This is a genomic window from Modestobacter italicus (genome assembly GCF_019799965.1).
Lineage (GTDB): Bacteria > Actinomycetota > Actinomycetes > Mycobacteriales > Geodermatophilaceae > Modestobacter > Modestobacter italicus_A.
The window spans coordinates 678,146-697,546 of sequence record NZ_JABGCJ010000001.1 but is presented as its reverse complement, the minus strand read 5'-3'; the positions used below and the strand labels follow the sequence as shown (position 1 = coordinate 697,546).

General features: G+C 74.9%; 23 protein-coding genes and 1 tRNA gene. 11 read left to right on the top strand and 13 right to left on the bottom strand.

Annotation, left to right across the window (positions count from 1 at the left end):
• The first annotated feature begins 21 nt into the window (after positions 1 to 21).
• Positions 22 to 109: transfer RNA gene (locus HLA93_RS03415), tRNA-Ser, on the top strand.
• Positions 110 to 310: 201 nt separating this feature from the next.
• The gene (locus HLA93_RS03410) at positions 311 to 1,333 is read left to right on the top strand and encodes a GGDEF domain-containing protein (RefSeq protein WP_246625501.1); all 1,023 of its coding nucleotides are present in this window, start codon (positions 311 to 313) and stop codon (positions 1,331 to 1,333) included.
• Here HLA93_RS03410 and HLA93_RS03405 read toward each other — a convergent pair.
• Genes HLA93_RS03405 through HLA93_RS03390 form a run of 4 tightly spaced genes read right to left on the bottom strand, consistent with a single transcriptional unit; the run spans position 1,326 to position 3,757 of the window.
• The gene (locus HLA93_RS03405) at positions 1,326 to 2,441 is read right to left on the bottom strand and encodes an NAD(P)/FAD-dependent oxidoreductase (RefSeq protein WP_222192840.1); all 1,116 of its coding nucleotides are present in this window, start codon (positions 2,439 to 2,441) and stop codon (positions 1,326 to 1,328) included. The genes HLA93_RS03410 and HLA93_RS03405 overlap by 8 nt on opposite strands.
• A gap of 3 nt (positions 2,442 to 2,444) precedes the next feature.
• Positions 2,445 to 2,624: a hypothetical protein gene (locus HLA93_RS03400; RefSeq protein WP_222192839.1), complete on the bottom strand. Its 180-nt coding sequence runs from the start codon at positions 2,622 to 2,624 to the stop codon at positions 2,445 to 2,447.
• A gap of 36 nt (positions 2,625 to 2,660) precedes the next feature.
• Positions 2,661 to 3,230: a TIGR00730 family Rossman fold protein gene (locus HLA93_RS03395; protein ID WP_222192838.1), complete on the bottom strand. Its 570-nt coding sequence runs from the start codon at positions 3,228 to 3,230 to the stop codon at positions 2,661 to 2,663.
• Positions 3,231 to 3,289: 59 nt separating this feature from the next.
• A complete protein-coding gene (locus HLA93_RS03390; protein WP_222192837.1) occupies positions 3,290 to 3,757 on the bottom strand; it encodes a MaoC family dehydratase in 468 nt (155 codons plus the stop codon).
• A gap of 214 nt (positions 3,758 to 3,971) precedes the next feature.
• Here HLA93_RS03390 and HLA93_RS03385 point away from each other — a divergent pair, with 214 nt between their 5' ends.
• On the top strand, positions 3,972 to 5,669 hold the full coding sequence (locus tag HLA93_RS03385; protein WP_222192836.1) for a PHP domain-containing protein: 1,698 nt from the start codon (positions 3,972 to 3,974) through the stop codon (positions 5,667 to 5,669).
• Entirely contained in the window at positions 5,669 to 6,304 is a 636-nt protein-coding gene (locus tag HLA93_RS03380; RefSeq protein ID WP_222192835.1) for a hypothetical protein, read from the top strand. Before HLA93_RS03385 ends, HLA93_RS03380 begins: the two co-directional genes overlap by 1 nt.
• Before the next feature lie 46 nt (positions 6,305 to 6,350).
• Here HLA93_RS03380 and HLA93_RS03375 read toward each other — a convergent pair whose 3' ends face one another.
• Together HLA93_RS03375 and HLA93_RS03370 are read right to left on the bottom strand one after the other, a co-directional pair.
• Positions 6,351 to 6,647 carry a hypothetical protein gene (locus tag HLA93_RS03375; RefSeq protein WP_222192834.1) on the bottom strand — a complete coding sequence of 99 codons (297 nt, stop codon included), beginning with the start codon at positions 6,645 to 6,647 and terminating at the stop codon, positions 6,351 to 6,353.
• Between the two features lie 25 nt (positions 6,648 to 6,672).
• Positions 6,673 to 7,032 carry a VOC family protein gene (locus HLA93_RS03370; protein WP_308127917.1) on the bottom strand — a complete coding sequence of 120 codons (360 nt, stop codon included), beginning with the start codon at positions 7,030 to 7,032 and terminating at the stop codon, positions 6,673 to 6,675.
• Positions 7,033 to 7,109: 77 nt separating this feature from the next.
• On the opposite strand from HLA93_RS03370, the gene HLA93_RS03365 reads away from it, so the two are divergent.
• A complete protein-coding gene (locus tag HLA93_RS03365; protein ID WP_308127916.1) occupies positions 7,110 to 7,568 on the top strand; it encodes an NUDIX hydrolase in 459 nt (152 codons plus the stop codon).
• Positions 7,569 to 7,600: 32 nt separating this feature from the next.
• A complete protein-coding gene (locus tag HLA93_RS03360) occupies positions 7,601 to 8,257 on the top strand; it encodes a Pr6Pr family membrane protein (protein WP_222192832.1) in 657 nt (218 codons plus the stop codon).
• Here the strand turns inward: HLA93_RS03360 and HLA93_RS03355 are convergent.
• Positions 8,244 to 9,032 (bottom strand): endonuclease/exonuclease/phosphatase family protein, encoded by a 789-nt coding sequence (locus HLA93_RS03355; RefSeq protein WP_222192831.1) that lies wholly within the window; start codon positions 9,030 to 9,032, stop codon positions 8,244 to 8,246. The genes HLA93_RS03360 and HLA93_RS03355 overlap by 14 nt on opposite strands.
• 175 nt (positions 9,033 to 9,207) lie before the next feature.
• On the opposite strand from HLA93_RS03355, the gene HLA93_RS03350 reads away from it, so the two are divergent.
• The 3 genes from HLA93_RS03350 to HLA93_RS03340 all read left to right on the top strand — a co-directional run bounded on the left by HLA93_RS03350 (position 9,208) and on the right by HLA93_RS03340 (position 11,258).
• Positions 9,208 to 10,098 carry a 1,4-dihydroxy-2-naphthoyl-CoA synthase gene (locus HLA93_RS03350; RefSeq protein ID WP_222192830.1) on the top strand — a complete coding sequence of 297 codons (891 nt, stop codon included), beginning with the start codon at positions 9,208 to 9,210 and terminating at the stop codon, positions 10,096 to 10,098.
• 105 nt (positions 10,099 to 10,203) lie between these two features.
• Positions 10,204 to 10,536, top strand: a complete 333-nt coding sequence (locus tag HLA93_RS03345) for a hypothetical protein (RefSeq protein WP_222192829.1) — start codon at positions 10,204 to 10,206, stop codon at positions 10,534 to 10,536.
• A gap of 92 nt (positions 10,537 to 10,628) precedes the next feature.
• A complete protein-coding gene (locus HLA93_RS03340; RefSeq protein WP_308127915.1) occupies positions 10,629 to 11,258 on the top strand; it encodes a TetR-like C-terminal domain-containing protein in 630 nt (209 codons plus the stop codon).
• A 19-nt stretch (positions 11,259 to 11,277) separates the two neighbouring features.
• On the opposite strand, the gene HLA93_RS03335 is transcribed toward HLA93_RS03340, so the two are convergent.
• Together HLA93_RS03335 and HLA93_RS03330 are read right to left on the bottom strand one after the other, a co-directional pair.
• Positions 11,278 to 11,943 (bottom strand): TetR/AcrR family transcriptional regulator, encoded by a 666-nt coding sequence (locus HLA93_RS03335; RefSeq protein ID WP_222192827.1) that lies wholly within the window; start codon positions 11,941 to 11,943, stop codon positions 11,278 to 11,280.
• A 41-nt stretch (positions 11,944 to 11,984) separates the two neighbouring features.
• A complete protein-coding gene (locus HLA93_RS03330) occupies positions 11,985 to 12,515 on the bottom strand; it encodes a DUF5946 family protein (RefSeq protein ID WP_222192826.1) in 531 nt (176 codons plus the stop codon).
• 111 nt (positions 12,516 to 12,626) lie between these two features.
• Between HLA93_RS03330 and HLA93_RS03325 the strand changes: the two genes are divergently transcribed.
• Together HLA93_RS03325 and HLA93_RS03320 are read left to right on the top strand one after the other, a co-directional pair.
• On the top strand, positions 12,627 to 13,733 hold the full coding sequence (locus HLA93_RS03325; RefSeq protein WP_222192825.1) for an NDMA-dependent alcohol dehydrogenase: 1,107 nt from the start codon (positions 12,627 to 12,629) through the stop codon (positions 13,731 to 13,733).
• Between the two features lie 71 nt (positions 13,734 to 13,804).
• On the top strand, positions 13,805 to 14,470 hold the full coding sequence (locus HLA93_RS03320) for an HAD family hydrolase (protein WP_222192824.1): 666 nt from the start codon (positions 13,805 to 13,807) through the stop codon (positions 14,468 to 14,470).
• 91 nt (positions 14,471 to 14,561) lie between these two features.
• Here the strand turns inward: HLA93_RS03320 and HLA93_RS03315 are convergent, their stop codons facing one another.
• From HLA93_RS03315 to HLA93_RS03300, 4 genes are all read right to left on the bottom strand, one after another.
• Positions 14,562 to 15,554, bottom strand: a complete 993-nt coding sequence (locus tag HLA93_RS03315) for a glucosyl-3-phosphoglycerate synthase (RefSeq protein ID WP_222192823.1) — start codon at positions 15,552 to 15,554, stop codon at positions 14,562 to 14,564.
• A 167-nt stretch (positions 15,555 to 15,721) separates the two neighbouring features.
• Positions 15,722 to 17,887 carry a phage holin family protein gene (locus HLA93_RS03310; RefSeq protein ID WP_222192822.1) on the bottom strand — a complete coding sequence of 722 codons (2,166 nt, stop codon included), beginning with the start codon at positions 17,885 to 17,887 and terminating at the stop codon, positions 15,722 to 15,724.
• On the bottom strand, positions 17,884 to 18,567 hold the full coding sequence (locus tag HLA93_RS03305) for a DedA family protein (RefSeq protein ID WP_222192821.1): 684 nt from the start codon (positions 18,565 to 18,567) through the stop codon (positions 17,884 to 17,886). The genes HLA93_RS03310 and HLA93_RS03305 overlap by 4 nt, the downstream gene beginning before the upstream one ends.
• On the bottom strand, positions 18,564 to 19,382 hold the full coding sequence (locus tag HLA93_RS03300; protein WP_222192820.1) for an MBL fold metallo-hydrolase: 819 nt from the start codon (positions 19,380 to 19,382) through the stop codon (positions 18,564 to 18,566). The genes HLA93_RS03305 and HLA93_RS03300 overlap by 4 nt, the downstream gene beginning before the upstream one ends.
• Between the last annotated feature and the right edge of the window lie 19 nt (positions 19,383 to 19,401).

The following is a 19,401-nucleotide window of genomic DNA, read 5'->3' as shown; positions in this document are numbered from 1 at the left end:
GGGTTAGGCTCGTCGCCGCCAGGAGGGCTCGCCTAGTGGCCGATGGCGGCGGTCTTGAAAACCGCTAGGAGTTCACAGCTCCTCGTGGGTTCGAATCCCACGCCCTCCGCATCCTCGCAGGTGGCGGCCCTCACGGGAACGGTGGGGGCCGTCACAGCGCGCAACCGCTCGGTCTTGCTGGCGCCGAGGTCGTCGCCGACCTGCTGCTCGGCGGCTGAGGCGCCTCACCCGCCCGAGGGGGTCACGGTCCGGTCGTGCACAGTCGATCTCGGCGGGCGCCGATCATGGAGGGGTGCAGACACCGGCGACGATGAGGGCCCGTGACCCTCGGGTGGCCGCCCGCACGGCGGTCGTCGTGCTGCTGGTGTGCGCAGTGACCATGCTGGTCTTCTCGCTGTTCGGTCCGAACGCGGCCACCCCGGCGGGCGTGGTCGCCTCCTGGGTCACCGCCGCGGTGCTCGTCGGGCTGGCCCTGCTGTACCGGGCCGCCCCGCCGGAACTCATCGACGCGCGCGGCGGGTACGTGCTGATCGCCGTCATCGGCACCGCCCTGTGCTGCGCGATGAACTGGATCACCCAGGACCCCTCGGCCGGGGGGCAGGCGTTCCTCGCGTTCCCCGTGCTGTGGGCGGGGGTGAACCTGCGCCGGGGCGCCGTCGCCCTCGTCACCGTCGTGGCGGTCGCCGGCGACGCGGTCGTGCTCTTCCGTCTCCAGCCCGTCGGCAACGCGGTCAGCGACCTGAGCTTCTTCGGCGCGGTGCTGGTGGTGATGGCGATCATGCTGGTCCGCGCCGGGGAGACCACCGACCGGCTGGTCGCGCTGCTCCAGCGGCAGGCCACGGTGGACTCCCTCACCGGCCTGGTCAACCGCCGGGTGCTCGACGAGGCCCTCGGCTCCGCGCTGGGTGCCCCCCTCACCCCGCAGGGCACCTCGCTGGTGCTGGTCGACGTCGACTCGTTCAAGACCATCAACGACCGGTACGGACACCCGGTCGGGGACGATGCCCTGGTGCACGTCGCCGACGTGCTGCGCACCGTCGTGCGCGCCGGGGACGCCGTGCTGAGCCGGATGGGCGGTGACGAGCTGGCCGTCCTGCTGCCCGACTGCCCCGCCGACGTGGCCCTCCGCCGCGCGTCGGAGGTGCTCGACGCCGTCCGGGCTGCGCCGCTGCTGCTGGCCGACGGCACCCTGCTGGCGGTCTCGGTGAGCCTGGGGGTGGCGCACGCTCCCTCGCACGCCACCGGGCTGGAGGAGCTGTACGCCGCCGCCGACGCGGCGCTCTACGCGGCCAAGCGCGCCGGTCGCGGCCGGGTCGAGGTCGCCGTCAGCTGAGCCGGCGCACGGTGGCCGCCAGGGTCCGGGCGGTGAGCCGGCCGTCGGCCAGCCCGAGGGCGACGACGTCGTCGAAGACCCGCTGGTCGTCGCGGGCCGCGCGCACCGCGGCGTCCATCAGCACCGGCAACCGGCTCAGCTGGGAGGCCAGCGTCGAGCCGCGCAGGTGCCCGCCGAGCCGACGGTGCAGCAGCTGCCGGTGCAGCTGCCCGGCCCCCGCCCCGGCGCCCGCCGCGGCCCCGGCCAGCGCACCGGACAGCACGGCGTAGAAGATCCCCTCGCCGGTGAGCGGGTTGATCAGCGACTGCGCGTCCCCGGCCAGCAGCACCCGGCCACCGGGCAGCGCCGGCCGGCCGGTCGACAACGGCAGCCGGTGCGCGCGCAGCTCCGTGGGCTCCACCCCGGGCAGCAGCCGGTGCAGCCCGGCGACCAGCTCGGCCCGGGTGACGCCGCCGGACACCAGCTCGCCGTAGCCGACGTTGGCCCGGCCGTCACCGAGCGGGAACGACCAGGCATAGGCCGGCCAGCGCCGGTCCGTCGTGGTCACCACCTGCACGCCGTCGTGGCCGGGCAGCACCGGCGCGTAGCCGCGGATCGCCACCGCCAGCCGGTCCGGGGGGTTGACCGGCACGCCCAGCGCGCGGCGGACCACGGACTCGGCGCCGTCCGCGCCGACCAGCACGCCGGCCCGGACCACGCCGTCCACCTCGACGTGGTCGGGGTGCACGGTGACGGTGCGGACGGTGTGCCGGCGGAACCGGACGCCGGTGGCCAGCACCTGCGCCAGCAGCCGGCCGTCGAGCACCGCCCGCGGGACGACGACCGAGGGCCGGGTGGTCGCCCGCTCGACCGTCGTCCCGCGCGGGCCGCGCAGCCGCAACCGCGGGACGGCGGGGTACCCGTCGGTCAGCGCAGCGACGTCCAGGCCGAGACCGCCGAGCACGTCGAGCGCCTCGGGGGCGATGCCGTCACCGCAGACCTTGTCCCGGGGGAACTCGGCGCGGTCGAGCACCAGCACGTCGGCGTCCGGGTGGTCCCGGCGGACGGCGGCCGCGCAGGCTGCACCGGCGGGCCCGCCCCCCACCACGACGACGTCGGCGTGCTCCACCGGTCAGCTGTTGCCGGCCGCGTCGGGGGTGCCGGTCTGCTCGCAGTTCTCGTCGTGGCTGTTGTTGTTGCCGCCGTCGCAGTCGGTCTCGCCGCGCTGCAGGTCGGTGTTGTCGCCGCCGCAGCCGGTGAGCGCGGCGCTGCCGGCGATCAGCAGTGCCACCAGGGTCCTCTTCAGTCGCATGTCCCGACCGGTGCCCACGGTGGGCGGGCGTCAACCTCAGGTCGCCGGGGGCGTCCACTTGCGGGCCGGGTGCCGGTAGCCGTCGACGAAGGCCAGCAGCTCGGCGGCGTCGTGCACCACGCCGAGGGCCTCGAGCCGGTTGGCGGCCAGGTAGCCGTCGTCGACCATCCGGCGCAGCTGCTGCAGCAGCGGCTGCCAGAACCCGTCGACGTCCAGGAACGCGGTCGGCTTGGCGTGCAGCCCCAGCATCCCCCAGGTCCAGGCCTCGAACAGCTCCTCGAGGGTGCCGGCGGCGCCGGGGAGGGCGACGAAGGCGTCGGACAGGTCGGCCATCACCGCCTTGCGCTCGTGCATCGTCTGCACGACCTCCAGCCGTGGCAGGCCGGGGTGGGCCACCTCGTCGTCCACCAGGTGCTGGGGGATCACCCCGACGACCTCGCCGCCGGCGGCCAGCGCGGCGTCGGCCACCACGCCCATCAGGCCCACGTTCCCCCCGCCGTAGACGATGCCCACCCCGGCGCGGGCCAGGGCGGTGGCGAAGTCGGCGGCGGCCTGCTGGTGGGACGGCGGCCCGGACTGGGACCCGGTGAAGACGGCGATGCGCACCCGGGGGACGCTAGGCGCACCGCCGTCCCGGACCCCTGCAGGGGTGGGGCAGGGGCCTCCTAGGCGTAGGTGCGGAAGACCAGCTCGGCGATGCAGACGGGCTTCTCGCCGCCCTCCCGCTCGATGACCGCGCCGATGGTCAGCTGCAGCCCGCCGGCGATCTCGGTGACGTCGTTGAGCGTCGCGGTCAGCCGGATCCGGGAGCCGACCGGCACGGGCGCGGGGAAACGGACCTTGTTCAGGCCGTAGTTCACGCCCATCTTCGCGTCGCTGACGCTGAGCACCTGGGAGTACATCGGGACGACGAGGGAGAGCGTGAGGTACCCGTGCCCGATCGGCCCGCCGAAGGGGCTCTCGGCCTTGGCCCGCTCGACGTCCACGTGGATCCACTGGTGGTCACCGGTCGCCTCGGCGAAGGTGTTGACCCGTTCCTGGGTGACCTCGAACCAGTCGCTGGTGCCCAGCTCCTGCCCCTTCAGCGAGGGCAGCTCGGCGATGGTCGTCGTGGTCCGCGTCGATGCGGTCATCGGTTCTCCTCGGGGTACGGGTCAGCCGCTGTGATCCTGCCACCGGTGCGTCCGGCCCGGGCGATGGAGTGGCCGGGGCACGGCCTTCCTGCGAGCAGTTCGCACAAGTGTCTGTTGTTGGCCGGATGCTCGTCTTCATGTCACCCGTTCGTGGCGACTCCATCGGAGAGTCGCTGCCGACAGATGCAGGACTGACGATGCGGGAGCGCCTCGAATGAGCCACGACCACGACCACGAGCACGGTCACCACCACCACGGCGACCACGACCACCACCACCACGCGACCGCCGGGGTCGAGGGCACCTGGGCCGACCCGCAGGCCGACGACCCGTTGTCGGTCTCGCGCCGTGGCTTCCTGGCCACCGCGGCCGTCGTCGCCGGTGCCGCCGCCGGTGTCGCCGGCGCCGCGGGTGGGCTGGGTCAGGGCGTGGCCGCCGCGGCCGAGCCCGGGACGACCACCAACGCCTGGACCGGGCGTTCGCAGTTCTTCGCCGGTGACCACCACATCCACACCAAGTACTCGCCCGACGCGCAGTACGACGTGGCGACCCAGGTCATCAAGGGCCGTCAGTACGGCCTGGACTGGATGGTCATCACCGACCACGGTGGCGTCGCCCACCAGAAGCTCTCGATCGACAAGATCACCCCGGAGATCGAGAAGGTCCGCCGCCAGTACGCGGGCACGATGATCTACCAGGGCCTGGAGTGGAACATCCCCGGCGCCGAGCACGCCACCGTCATGCTGCCCCCGGGCAACGCGACCGTCGACATCCTCAAGGCGTTCGAGGCCGGCTACGACGGCAGCGTGCTGTCGGCCAACGGCGTCACGGGCAACGTGGAGCCCTACGCCATCGAGGCGCTGAAGTACCTGGACAACCAGGTCCGCAACCGGCGCACCGAGATCGCGCTGATGTTCGCCAACCACCCCAGCCGCCAGGGCATCGACAGCCCGCACGAGATGCGCAACTGGCGCGACGCGGCCCCGCAGGTCGCCGTCGGCATGGAGGGCGCCCCCGGTCACCAGGCCGCCGGCATCCCGACCTCGCAGGGTGGCCCCGGCAGCGGCCGCGGCTACTACGACAACGCCGGCCAGCGGGCGGACCGGTTCATGCCCTACCCGCCGGAGTCCTACCGCACCTTCGGTGGCTTCGACTGGATGACCGCCACCGTCGGCGGCATGTGGGACTCGCTGCTGGCCGAGGGCAAGCCGTGGTGGGTCACCGCCACCTCGGACTCGCACCGGGTCTTCCGCGACACCCGCGTCCAGGGTCCGCTGGACTTCAACACCCACGGCACCAAGGGCGACGCCGTCGACACCGGCCGGCCGATCACCGAGTACGGCGACTTCTGGCCCGGCCAGTACAGCAGCACCCTGGTGGCCTCGGACTCCCGCTCCTACGTCGGCATCATGCAGGGCCTGCAGGCCGGCAAGATCGTCGCCGTGCACGGCCGGATCATCGAGGGCCTGGACGTGCGGGTCCGCTCGGCCAGCCACGGTGACGCGCAGGGCGCGACGCTCGGCGGCCGCACCTGGGTCCGCCGCGGCGGCGACGTCACGGTGACCATCACGGTCAAGGTGGCCGGTGGCGCCAACGCCAACGGCGACGTGCCGAAGCTGGCCAAGGTCGACCTGATCAGCGGCGCGGTGACCGGTCCCGTGTCCGACCGGGACGTCTTCGTCGCCCCGGAGACCTCCGTGGTGAAGACCTTCGAGGTGGGCCGCGGCCGCGCGCACTGGACCTTCGAGCACACCTTCAAGAACGTGGAGCGCTCGTTCTACGTGCGCCTGCGCGGCAGCGACGGCAACCAGCTCGACGGCAACGGCAACCCGCTGATGGACGTCGTCGGGGACGCGAACCCGTGGGAGGACCTCTGGTTCTACGCCAACCCGGTGTTCGTCGACGCGATCTGATGACGGCAGCGCTGACCGCGCTCTGGTGGGGTGTGGCGCCGGGGGCCGACGAGGTCCCCGACGCCCACCTGCTGGCCGCGGTCGACGAGGCGCTGGCCGGCTCGGGCACCGGGGCGGAGCTGGTCTGCACCCACGTGGACCGCTCCGGCCCGGTGCCCCGGGCCGGGGTCTCGCTGCGGCTGGCCGGGGAGCCGGCCGACCCGGCGGCGACGCGGGCCGCTCTCGCCCGGGCGCTGTCCGGTCCGGTGGTGACCGGTGGCCCCGACGCGGAGCACGCCGGCGACGGCGGCTCCGAGCCCGGTGCCGGTGACGAGGCCCTCGCGGCCCCGGCCCGGACGGCGCTGGACGAGGCCGGTGCCGGCACGGCCGGCCGAGCGATCCGCTTCCCGGGCTCGGCCGAGGTCGCCGGGCGGATCGCGGTGGCCGACCTGATCGCCGCGACCGCGATCGAACAGGTCACCGGGATCGGCGTGGAACCGGCCGGCACCGACGTCGTCGACACCGGCCCGAACGGCTTCCTGCGGCCGACCTTCTCCGGCGGGCGGCTCACGCTGCTCGTCGAGCGGGCGGCCGGGGGAGTGCTGCAGCCGTTCGAGATCGAGGACCCACACGTCTGCTGCGAGGGCGGGCACTGACCGACCCCCTGGGGCGGAGACGCACCGTCTCCGCCCCAGGGGACCCTCAGACCGCTGAGGTGGCGAAGCCGATCTCCTTGGCGGCGATGCACGCCGGGAAGGTCTCGAACACCCGGGCCCGCTCGGGTGCGTCGTTGTAGACGGCCTCCACCCGGCGGAACTCGTCCTGGTCACCGTCGTGCGCGACCGCCCAGGTGAACGTCTCGTGCTCGTCGTCGACGAGGGCGAACAGCAGCCGGAACCCGTACTGCTCCCGCACCGGGACCAGCGTCGGGAACCAGGCCAGGAAGTCGGCCATCCGGCCCGGCTCCATCACGTAGCGGCGCAGCTGCACCGTCTGCACGGCGTCCTCCGATGGCATCGGCGGGTCAGGACGGCGGGGCGTAGAACTGCAGGTCGTTGCCCTCGGAGTCCTTGAACGGCGCGATCCGGCCCCACGGGTGGTCGCTGATCCCGCCGGTGAACTCCACGCCCTTGTCCCGCAGCGACGCGACCTCGGCGTCCAGGTCGCCGTCGGGCTGGAAGGTCAGGACGGCGCCGCCGTCGGCGCGCTTGGCGCTCTCCCGCGCGTTCAGCCCGATCATCAGGCCGTTGGCGTCGAACTCGCTCCAGTCCTCGGTGGTCTTCTGCTCGCTGAGGCCCAGGGTGTCCCGGTAGAACGCCCGCGCCCGGTCCATGTCCTCCACCGGCACCCACACACTCGCCACGCCACTCGCCACGTCAGCCACTCCTCGATCGTCCGGTTCGGTCCTGCCCGACCGGTGCCCCGGGTGGCGGCGGGCCAACCCCCCGGCAGACTGTGGCCGTGCGCTCCCCGACCGACGGCTGGACGACCTGCGCCCTGGGCCACCGGCACTGGGGGCTCGCCGGGGCGGCCGGGCTGCTGCTGCACCGGCCGGGGGGCACCGGCCCGGAGGTCCTGCTGCAGCTGCGCGTCGAGTGGTCGCACCACGGCGGCACCTGGGGCACGCCCGGGGGCGCGCTGCACCCGCAGGAGTCCCCGGCCGACGGGGCACTGCGCGAGGCGGGCGAGGAGCTGGGGCTGCGCCGCGCCGACGTCATCCTGGGGCAGGAGTCGGTCGACGACCACGGGGGCTGGCGCTACACGACGGTGCTGGCCACACCGGCCGGCCCGCTGGACCCGGCGGACCTGGCGCTGAACGAGGAGAGCGTGGGCGTGGGCTGGTTCGGCCTGGACGACCTGCCCGAGCTGCACCCGGGGTTCGCGGCGTCCCTGCCGGTGCTGCGTCCGCTGCTCACCTGAAGTCCGGGGAACCTCCGGCCGAGGATGTCGGGGTGACCGCTGCCGATCCGCGTACCGCCCTCGCCCGGGTCTGGTGGGGCCTGCTGGCCCTCGTCGTGGGCGCAGCGGTGCTCATCGACCTGGTGCGCACCGTCGACGGCGCCGGCTCGGCGACGCCGGTGATCCGCTACCTCAGCTACTTCACCATCCAGAGCAACCTGCTCGTGGTCGCCGCGGCCGCCACCCTGGCCCGCGACCCCGACCGGGACGGGCGCGGTTGGCGGGTGCTCCGGCTGGACGCGCTGCTGGGCATCACCGTCACCGGGCTGGTGTACGCCGTGGTGCTCGCGCCGACCATCCACCTGCACGGCCTGTCCTGGTGGACCAACGTGGCGATGCACTACGTCTCACCCGTGGCCACCCTGCTGGGCTGGCTGCTGCTGGGCCCGCGGCCGCGGATCACCGGCGGCACGGTGCTCGCCGCCCTGGCCTGGCCGCTGGCCTACGCCGGCTACACGCTGGCGCACGGCGCGGTGACCGGCTGGTACCCCTACCCGTTCCTGGACGCCGGCGTCCTCGGGCACGCGACCGCGCTGCAGAACCTGGGCTTCGTCGTCCTGCTGGCGCTGGTGTTCCTGGTGCTGTTCCGTGCCCTGGACCGGGCGCTGCCGACCACCGACCGCCGCGCGGAGGTGCTCAGCGCGGGCTGATCTCGACCGTGGCCAGCCGGTGGTCGCCGATCGCCAGCCGGCGCACCTGCGGGTGCTGGGCCGCCAGGCCGGCCGGGCCGATCAGGTGGTCGAACTGCACCCTGGGTGCGCCGGCCGGGTAGCTGGGGGCCTCGACCAGCCGCCGGCCGCCGAAGACCGCGGCGGGCACCGGGCCGACCAGGTTCAGGTCACCGGCCAGCAGCACCGGGCCGGGCAGCGTGGCGCACCACCGCCGCAGCCGAACCAGCTGGCGCAGCGCGGTGTGCGGGGCGAACGACAGGTGGGTGGCCACCACCGTGCACCCGGCGAGCTCGGCGGCGATCGCCAGCCGGGGCTCGTCGGGGAACCACCACCAGCGCACGCGGCCGGTGCGCGGGTCGGGTGCCTGCAGTGGCAGCCGGGCCCGGCCCGCGCCGAGGGAGAGCACCTGCCAGCGGCGCACCGGGAGCCGGCTGACCAGCGCGATCCCGTAGTGCGGCCCGTCGACCGGCTCGCCGGGCCCGCGCAGCACCGGCGGGTCCACCGGCGTCCAGCTGCGGAACGGGGACGGGGTGCCGGCGACGGCCGCGGCGTGCCGCCAGTCGGGCGCACCCAGCGCGGCGGCGACCTCGGCGGCCTGGTCGGTCCCGTGCGAACGGGGCTGGCCGGCGTCCACCTCCTGGACGGCGAGGACGTCGACGTCCACGTCGGCCAGGGCGGCGCGCAGCGTCGCGGCGTCGACGGAGCGGCCGCCGGCGTCCCGGCCGGAGGCGAGGTTGAACGTCCCGACCCGCACCGCACCGACACTGCCCGCTCGGCACCGGGACGGCCAGCCCAGTGGGGGCGGCGGACGCTGGTGCTCTGCTGCCCAGGAGGCAGCAGAGCACGAGCGTGCGGGAGACCCGCTGGGAGGCGGGCGACCGGCCGCACCGGAGGGGCGGCGCCCCCGGGCGGCGGCTAGGTTCGGCGGCGTGAGTGCACGCGCCGACGTCTCGGAGATCTTCGACCCCACCGCCTGGCAGGAGGTCGAGGGCTTCGCGGGCCTCACCGACGTCACCTACCACCGTGCGGTGGACGCCGGCGTCGTCCGGATCGCCCTGGACCGGCCCGAGGTGCGCAACGCCTTCCGCCCGCAGACGGTCGACCAGCTGCTGGCGGTCTTCGAGCACGCCCGGCTGGCCACCGACGTCGGCTGCGTGCTGCTCACCGGCAACGGTCCCAGCGAGAAGGACGGCGGCTGGGCGTTCTGCTCCGGTGGCGACCAGCGGGTGCGCGGGAAGTACGGCTACGAGGCCGGCGACGGGGCGAACGGGCGGCTGCACATCCTGGAGGTGCAGCGGCTGATCCGGTTCATGCCCAAGGTCGTCGTCTGCGTCGTCCCGGGCTGGGCGGCCGGCGGCGGGCACAGCCTGCACGTGGTCGCCGACCTCACCCTGGCCAGCGCGGAGCACGCCCGGTTCAAGCAGACCGACGCCGACGTGGGCAGCTTCGACGGCGGCTTCGGCTCGGCCTACCTCGCCCGCCAGGTGGGCCAGAAGTTCGCCCGCGAGGTCTTCTTCCTCGGCGAGGAGTACTCGGCCGAGGAGGCGCACCGGATGGGCATGGTCAACCGGGTCGTGCCGCACGCCGAGCTGGAGGCCACCGCACTCGACTGGGGCCGGCGGATCGTGGCCAAGAGCCCCACCGCCCAGCGGATGCTCAAGTACTCGTTCAACCTGATCGACGACGGCCTGGTCGGTCAGCAGCTGTTCGCCGGGGAGACGACCCGGCTGGCCTACATGGCGGAGGAGGCGGTGGAGGGGCGCGACTCCTTCCTGGAGAAGCGCCCCGCGGACTTCTCCCGCTTCCCCTGGCACGCGTAGCGGAAGGACCCCGTTGCCCCCACCACTGGCAAGCTCGCGGCGGGCCCCTGCAACCGGGGCGTCCCAGCCCTGGCCACGAACGTCGACCGGAGGAGGAGACCGGAGATGATCGTCGAGGTGGTCGGCGGTGCCGACGAGGTGCCTGAGGTGCGGGTGGCCGACGTGGACGACCTGAGCCGGCTGCACCTGGCCGTGGGCGCGGTGACCGACGAGGACGTCGACCGGGCCCTGCGCGACGCGGGGATGGGCCGACTCGGCGACGGGGACACCGGCTTCCTGGACGTCGCCGCGCTGCGCGCCGCCGCGCAGCCGCAGGCGACCGCCGCGGACTGGGCGGAGCGCTTCGACGGCATGGTGGCGCAGGCCGCGGAGAAGGGCTGGGCCGGCGACGACGGTGCCAGCCTGCAGGTGCACATCGAGCCCGCCGCCTCCGCCTGAGCAGGGTCTGGGCCTTGCCCCGGCACCTGTGACTTGCATGTGCACGCGCGCGGTTGTTGTGGTCACTCCACTTTCTTGGGCACGATTGCACGGTGACGACCACCGAGCTCCCCCAGCGCCCCGCCGGCGCTCGCCCTCCGGGGCGTCCACTGTCCTCGGAACTGTCCGAGCAACTGGTGTCCGTGGCCGTGGACATCCTCGCCGACGAGGGGTGGGGTCGGCTCAACAGCGACCGGGTCGCCGCTCGGGCGCGGGCGGGCAAGGCCGGCATCTACCGGCGCTGGCCCACCATGGCTGCGCTCGCCCGGCACGCGCTGAGCACCGCGCCGCTGGTCGAGGTGCCCGCGGACGGCGGCTCGCTGCGCGCCGACCTCTGCGGCCTGCTGGTCCGCTGGACCCGCCCGCTGGACCGCGCCGAGCGGGCCGCGGCCAGCCTGGTCGGCGCGGCCCGGCACGACGACGAGCTGCGGGCCGGGCTGGATGACGCCCTGGTGCGCCCGCTGGCCGGCGCGGTGCGCGAGCTCGCCGCCCGGGAGGCCGCCCGCGGTCATGAGCTGTCGCACGAGCGGGTCGCGCTGCTCGGCTCGGTGCTCCAGGCGCTGTGGTGGCAGCGGTACACCGCCTTCGGGGCGGCGCCGATGAGCGCGCCTCAGGTGGAGCAGCTGGTCTCCGACGTCCTGCTGCCCCTCGCCGAGCCGGACCCGGCTGCCGTGGCTCGCTGACCCATCGGCCGGCGGCGGGTCAGTCGACCGGCACGTCCAGTCGGTGGGCCAGCTCGCGGACGCCGTCCTCCAGTGCGGCGAGGGCGTCGGCGGGGGGCACCGGACGGCGCAGCTCCGCCGGGGCGCCGTCCAGCACCCGGCGGCGGTGGTCGAGCACCAGCACCCGGCCGGTGATCAGGAACAGGTCGGCGGCCAGCCGGCTCACCACCTCGACGGCGGGGGAGGGGCTCGGGTCGCCGGGGGCGATCGCGGCGACCAGCGTGTCGGCGACCAGCTCACCGGCCTGCTCGACGAGCGTCCGTTCCCGGGCCTGCAGGCTGGGTGAGGAGGCCAGTGCCTCCAGGTAGCTGCGGTTCTCCGGGCGGGCCTCCTGCTCCAGCAGGGCGGACAGGTCGGCCTCGAGGTAGCGGCAGAGCGCACTGAGCGGGCCGGTGCCCGCGGGCCGGGCGGCCACGGCGGCGGCGACGCCCTCGACCCAGGGGGTGCGGCCGTCGAAGAACAGCGCCTCCTTGGTCTCGAAGTGGTTGAACACCGTCTGCACCGCGACGTCGGCGGCGGCGGCGACGTCGGCGATGGTGACCGCGTCGAACCCGCGTTCGGCGAACAGTCGCTGTGCGGTCTCTCGTACCTCGGCCCTGGTCTGCGCCTTGCGGCGCTCCCGTCGGCCCCCCGTGGCCTCACTCACACCGGCAAGCCTATGGCCCCGGGGGTGCGCCGCAGCGCATGTCAGCTGGTCAGCGCGCCGTCGGCGGCCGCGCGCAGCTCGCGGTGGGCGTGCGACCAGTCCTGCCACACCGCCTCGGCCCAGGCGCGCAGCAGCGCCGGCAGGTCGACCACGTCGAGGTCGGCGGCCAGGTCGGCCACGGTCGTCGTCCAGTGCGCCGGTGGGGCCGGCGAGGGGGGATCGTCCACCCGGGCGCCGGGGGCGCTGGCCCGTCGTGGGCCGGACGCCTGGTCCAGGTCCAGGCACAGTCGCACTGCCGGCCCGGCCGGCGCGCCGGCCGGCAGGTGCTGGGCGTCGTAGGCGTCGGTGGCCAGCTGCAGCAGCGCCGCGGACCGGTGGTCCTGGGGCGCCTCCTCCCGGAGCCCGCGGACGGTCACCCGGAACAGCCCGGCGCAGCTGGCCGAGGCGCCGGGGTGGTCGGCCTCCAGGCCGGGGACGACGACGAGCACCGCGCCGCAGCCCGGGCAGCTCGAGGTCTCCGGGGCGGTGGTGGCCAGGCCGTCGGCGGGGTCGGGGACGTCGGCAGGGCTCACGACCGACGATGGTGCCGCACCCGGGCGCCCGCCGCCGTGGCACCGGGTGCCACCCCGCCCCGGGCACCCCCTAGCGTGGGCTGGGTCACGCTCGAGACAGGGAGACGGTGGATGAGGACGCACGGTGCTGTGCTGCGGGGTCCCGGCGACTGGGAGGTCGCCGAGCTGGAGCTGGTCGACCCCGGTCCGGGGCAGGTGCTGGTGGAGATGGCCTACGCGGGGCTGTGCCACTCCGACGAGCACCTGCGGTTCGAGAGCCAGCGCTACCCGATCGTCGGGGGCCACGAGGGTGCGGGCGTGGTGCAGGCGGTGGGGGCCGGGGTGACCGGTGTCCGGCCCGGCGACCACGTCGTCACCTCGTTCCTGCCCGCCTGCGGGCACTGCCGCTGGTGCGCCACCGGCCGGTCCAACCTCTGCGACCTTGGCGCCACCATCGGCACCGGCCGGCTGCCCGACGGCACCTGGCCGTTCCGGTTGGACGGCGAGGAGGCCGGCGGCTTCTGCATGGTCGGCGCTTTCGCCCAGCACACGGTCCTGTCCGAGCACTCGTGCGTGAAGATCGAGCCGCACCTCCCGCTGGACGTCGCCGCGTTGATGGCGTGCAGCGTGCCCACCGGCTGGGGGTCGGCGGTGAACGCCGGCCCGGTGCGCCAGGGCGACGTCGTGGTGGTCGTGGGCACCGGCGGGGTGGGGTGCAACGCGGTGCAGGGCGCGGCGATGGCCGGGGCGGGGTCCGTGGTGGCCGTCGACCCGGTGGAGTTCCGCCGCGAGTTCGCCCGGACGCTGGGCGCCACCCACGCCGTGGCGAGCACCGAGGAGGCGGCGGGGCTGGCCCGCGAGCTGTCCCGTGGCACGGGGGCCGACGTCGTCGTGCTGGCCACCGGCACCACCAGCCCGGAGATCACCGGCGGCGCGTACCGCTGCCTGGGCAAGGGCGGCACGCTGGTGCTCACCGGCCTGGCCGACCACACGATGGACACCACGGTCGCGCTGCCGGGCAACATCACCACCGTCTACGAGCAGCGGGTCCAGGGCGCGCTGTACGGGATGTGCAACGCCTACCGGGACATCCCGCGGCTGCTGCGCCTCTACGAGGACGGCAAGCTGCAGGTGGCCGAGCTGATCACCAAGCGGTACGCCCTCGACGAGGTCAACCAGGGCTACCAGGACCAGCGCGACGGCACCGTCATCCGCGGCGTCCTGCAGCACCAGCACTGACACCTGAGGGGCCAGAGTCGCGATTTTGCCCCTCAGGGGTGGTCGGCGGGCGGGCTGGGCAGGTCAGGGGCATGGCTGAACCCACGATCGCCGTCCTGGACGTCGACGGCACCCTCGTCGACTCCAACTACCAGCACGCGCTGGCCTGGTACCGCGCACTGCGCTCCCTCGACGTGATCGAGCCGATCTGGCGCCTGCACCGGCTGATCGGCATGGGCGGGGACCAGGTCATCCAGGCGGTCGGCGGCGACGAGCTGGAGGAGCGGATCGGCGCGGAGGCCCGCAAGCGCCAGGGCGAGCACGTCGACGAGATGATCGACGAGATCTCGCCCCTGCCGGGCGCCCGCGACCTGCTGCTGGCCATCAAGGACCGCGGCCACCGGCTGGTGCTGGCCAGCTCGGGGCAGCCGCGGCACGTCGACGTCGCCGTCGACCTGCTCGACGCCCGCGACATCGCCGACGCGATCACCTCCAGCGAGGACGCCGAGGCGACGAAGCCGGCACCGGACCTGCTGCAGGTCGCGTTGCGCAAGCTCGGGGCGAGCCCGGACGACGACAGCGTGATGATCGGCGACTCGGTGTGGGACGTCGAGGCGGCGAAGAACGCCGGGATGCCGGCGATCACCGTGCGCGCCGGTGGCTTCGGGGACGAGGAGCTGCGCGAGGCCGGGGCGATCGGGATCTACGACACCCCGGGTGACCTGGCGAAGGCGCTGGACGAGACCCCGCTGGCCTGACGCCGGAGGGGCCCGCGGGGGTCAGCCGACGAGCATCCGGGGCGGCTGACCCCGGCGGCCTGCTCCTCGGTCGCCGACGCTCCCGCCGCGCTCAGCCCACGACGCCTGCGCGCAGCAGGGCGTACTCGTCGACGGCGCTCATCGGCGGGCGCTCGTCGACGGCGACGGTGTGGCTGGTGGGCACGAACCCGCGGCCGTCGTGGGCGAACTGGGTGAGCAGCCCGCCGGGCTCGAGCCGGCGGCGCCCGGGGCGCCCGCGCTCGGCCCGGGCCAGCACGGTGGAGACGATCTGGCCGGCCATCTTGCCCAGCGCCTCGTCGGTCTGGTGGGAGTGCTGGCGGGTGCCGAGGTCGACCTGGGCCAGGCCGTTGAGCCCGCACACCTGCAGCAGGTCGACCAGCAGCCCGACCTCGACGCCGTACCCGGAGACGAACGGGACCTGCTCCAGCGCGGAGCGGCGGCCGGCGTACTCCCCGCCGAGCGGCTGCACGAAGCCGGCGAGCTCCGGCCACAGCGCGTTGAGCAGCGGGCGGGCGGTGAGCTCGGTGACCCGGCCCCCGCCGGCCGGGCGGTGCTCGCCGTCGACGGTGAGCGGGCGGGTGTAGCAGCCCTTGACGTAGTCGACCCGCGGGTCGGTGAGCAGCGGGGTGAGCAGTCCGGGCACGTAGTGGCTGACGTCGCCGAGCAGGTCGGAGTCCATGAAGACGACGAGGTCGCCGGTGGTGGCGGCCAGCGACTTCCACAGCGCCTCGCCCTTGCCGGGCCGGTCGCCGTGGGTGGGCAGCACGTCTCCGGCGGCGACGACGTCGGCGCCGGCGGCCCGGGCGACGTCGGCGGTGCTGTCGGTGGAGTTCGAGTCGATGACGACGAGCTCGTCGATCAGCGGCACGCCGTCGACCCAACGCTCGACCAGGTCGCGGACGAGGACGCCGACGGTCGTCTCCTCGTTGCGGGCGGGCAGGACGACGCTGATCCGGTGCCCGCCCCGGCGCTTGGCCTGGAGCAGGGCGTCGACGTCGATCTCGGCCAGGGAGGTGGCCGACGTGGTGCGGTGGTCGAACCAGGCGCGGGCGTCAGGTCGCATCAGCCCACTGTCGGGCACTCCGCCCACCTCCGGCACGTCGACGAGGCGGCGTTCACACGAACTTCACCTGCCTCCCATCCAGGGTGAGGGCAGCCGCGGAGGTCGGCAAGCCGCCGGACGACGTCCGCTGGACGCCGCCGACGGGCGCCGGATCTCCGGCGGAACGGTCACCTCGCCGGAGAGGGTGCGGGTCGGGTCGGGGCGGTGAGGACGGCGTCGTCGGTGGCCGGCCGGCCCGGGGTGGGGTCGGGGTGACCGAGGTCTCGCAGCCACCCGCGCAGCACCCGGTGGAGGTGCTCGGCGCCGACGACCTCGCCGGGGTCGGCGAAGGAGCGCGGGTGCACCAGGAAGCCGTGCTGCTGTGGCCCGCCGAGGCCGCCGTGCGAGCCGACGTGCGGCTCGAAGGGGGATGCCTCGTCGGTCTCCGGGTCGTACCGGCTGTTGATGACCACGTCGGGGCAGTGCGCGAACCCCGACGCCCGGGCGACCAGCGCGGCGGCGTGCTCGCCGTAGGCGGCCAGGGGGTCGGTGCCGATGACCACGCCGGTGCGCAGCCGGTGCAGGCCGTCGCGGCCGAGCACCACCGGCCCGAACTCGGTGGAGTGCACGAGCAGGAAGCCCACGCCGTCGTGGTCGACGAGCGCGGGGAGCAGGTGCGGCCAGCGGCGCTCGATGGTCTCCAGCGGCACCCGGCCGGCGAGCTCGGTGAAGGAGACGTGCGCCATGTGCCCGGAGACGGTGACGACCACGCCGGGGGCCACCCGGCTCACCGCGCCCTGGTCGTCCGCCGGGCCGGCCGGCTCGGCCGGTTCGGCGCGGGCGACCCGGTCGCGCAGCCGCCGGGCGATCACCCCGCCGCCCTCGGCGAGGGCGGAGGTGACCTGCCAGGCCTCGGCCGGGCGGCGGCTGTCCTGGGCGGGCGCCGTCCGCAGGCCGAGCCACCGGCGGCGGGTGGGGGCGACCGGCCCGCCGCAGAGCCGGCCGACCAGCTGCTCGACGGTCTCCCCGAACCGGTCGGCGAACGTCTGGCCCTGGGTCTGGCCGTGGTCGGACAAGCACACCAGGTGGTAGCGCCGGGGGGCGAGCTGGGCGGCCCGCCACAGCCGGCCGATCTGCTGGTCGATGCTGCGCAGCACCTCGAGGGTGTCGAAGCGCTCGATGCCGGAGTGGTGGGCCACCTCGTCGTAGCCGAGGAAGTCGGCGTAGACCACCGGGCGGCCGGCCATCATGTCCTCGAGCAGGGCGTTGACCACGACGTCGCGGGCGATGACCGTCGTCCCGGGCCGGGCGAGCGGGTAGATGCCGCCGCGGTTGACCCGGGGCCGCACGTCGGCCCGGCGCTGCCGGGCGGCGGCGACCAGCTCGCGGTGGACGTCGACGAGGGAGACGCCGAGGGTGCGCAGCGCGTTCACCGGGTTGGCGAAGTAGGCGTAGTAGCCGGCGCCGATCCGGTCGTGGTGCGGCCGCTCCCGGCGCGAGCCGCGGGCGACGACGGGCAGCGAGCTCATGGTGAGCGACACGTGCGGGGCGTCGCCGGTGAAGAGGTTGCCGCGTCCGGCGCCGTCCCCGGCCAGCAGGCCCCGACCGTCGGAGTGCCGTCGCTCGACCTCGGCGGCGTCCTGCGGGTGGGACACGGCGACGACCCGGTCGCGGTCCTTCTCGTACCAGCGGAAGCCCAGGACGTCGTCGTTGGAGCCGTGCAGGATGCCGACGACGCCGGCGCCGGTCTGCGAGCTCCAGTCGGTGTGCCAGGAGCGCAGTTCGTGGGTGCCGGCCCGCAGCCAGCCGGCCAGGGTGGGCATCGACCCGTCGCGCACCGCCCGCCGGGCGACGGCGTGGCCGAGCCCGTCGATCTGCAGGAACAGCACGCCGGGCGGGCAGTCGCCGGTGTCGGCGGCGCGCCGGCCGCGACGGCGGACCCGGCGGAAGAAGACCTCGTCCTCGTTGACCGCCAGGACGCTGCTGATCACCCCGGCGACGCCGGCCATCGCGACGGCCACGACGACGCTGGTGCGGAAGGAGTGCACCTCGACGCCGGGGATCGCGGTGAAGACGGCGAGCACCCCGGCCCCCAGCAGCAGGAAGCTGCCCAGGCCGAAGGTGAACAGGGCGACCGGCAGGGCGATCCGCAGGACCAGCGGCCACACCACCGTGACGAGCACGCCGAGCAGCAGTGCGGCGACCGGGGGCTGCCACCAGGAGCGCAGCGCGAAGCCGGTGAGCCAGCCGTCCAGCGCGATGAGCGCGCCGGTGACGGCGGCCCAGATGAGCAGCAGCCGGGCGAGGGTGCGCCCGCTGCGCAGCACCCGGCCCGGGGGAGTCGTCCCGGTCACGGCTGCTCGCACCGCTCCGCGGCGCCGTCCCTCTGCGCTTTCGCGCGCGAAAGTGCGTCGTCCCTCCGCGCTTTCGCGCGCGGAGGTGCGGAGGGGTGCTTGCGGTGCGCGGAGACCAGGTTCAGCACCAGTCCGACGAGCAGCACCAGCAGGGTGGCGATCAGGGTGGCGATCAGCGGGGAGTCGAAGATGCCGCCGCTGACCACGCCGAGCAGCGCGTAGGCGCCCGCCCAGACGGCGCCGGCGGCGAGGGAGGCCGGCAGCAGCCGGCGCCACGGGTAGGCCAGGGCGCCGGCGGCGAGCAGCACGGGGATGCGGCCGGCGGGCAGCAGCCGCCCCACGACGACGATCTGCCAGCCGTGCCGGCGGAACTGCTCCCGGACCTCCTCGATCCGCTCGGCGTGCTGCCCGCGGGCGACCCAGCGGACGGCGGTCGGGCCGCCGGACCGGCAGATCGCGAAGGTGATCACGTCGCCGGTGAAGGCGCCGAGGGTGGCCAGCAGCAGCACCACGGGCAGCGACATCGCGTCGGTGGTGACGGCGACGGCCGCCGCGGCGCCGACGACCGCACCGGTGGGCACCACGGGCACGACCGAGCCCAGCAGCACCCCACCGAACAGGACGGGGTAGCCCAGCGAGCTGCCGTCGGTCCAGCTGACCGCCAGCACGGTGGCGCTCATCGGGGTTCCGGCAGCAGGGCCACCGGGGAGCCGGGATCGGTGAGCAGCACCTGCGTGCGGGCGCCACCGACGGTGGCCGCCGCGGCGACGGCGGCGGCGAACCGGCGCGGCGGCTCGACCAGCAGGGACCGCATCCGGGCGCGGTACGGGCCGGGCAGCGAGGTCAGCCCGGCGACGGCGTAGGTGCCCCAGTGCACCGGGACGGCGGTGCGCGGGCGGAGCAGCTGCACCGCCTCCGCGGCGCCGGCCGGGTCGAGGTGCCCGGGTCCGAGGGAGGGGCCCCAGCCCCAGACCGGCAGCAGGGCGACGTCGATGCCGTCGTCCCCGAGCTCGGTCATCGCGGGGAAGAGGTCGGTGTCCCCGGCGGCATAGACGGTGACGCCGTCCCCGCTCAGCAGGTGGCCGACGGCGGGGGCGTGCGGTCCGTGGGTGAACCGGGGGCCCCAGCGGTGGGCGGCGTGGTCGGCGGCGGTGGCGGTGACGGTGAGCCCGCCGTAGCGGAGGCTCTCGCCGGCGCCGAGCTCGGTGACGTCGGTGAACCCGTGCCGGGTGAGCCAGCGCCCGGCGCCGCGGGGCACGACGATCGGCGTGCCGGTGCCCAGCAGGCGCAGCGAGCGCAGGTGCAGGTGGTCGTTGTGCAGGTGCGAGACCACCACCAGGTCGACCCCGGCCCAGGACGACGGGGGCAGCGGGGCCACCACCCGCCGCAGCGGCCCGAGCCGTGGGGTGAGCAGCGGGTCGGTGAGCACGGTGCGCCCGGCGAGCTCGACCCGGACGGTGGAGTGGCCGAGGAACTGCAGGCCCGGTGTGCTCACCGCGCCAGTATCGGGTGAC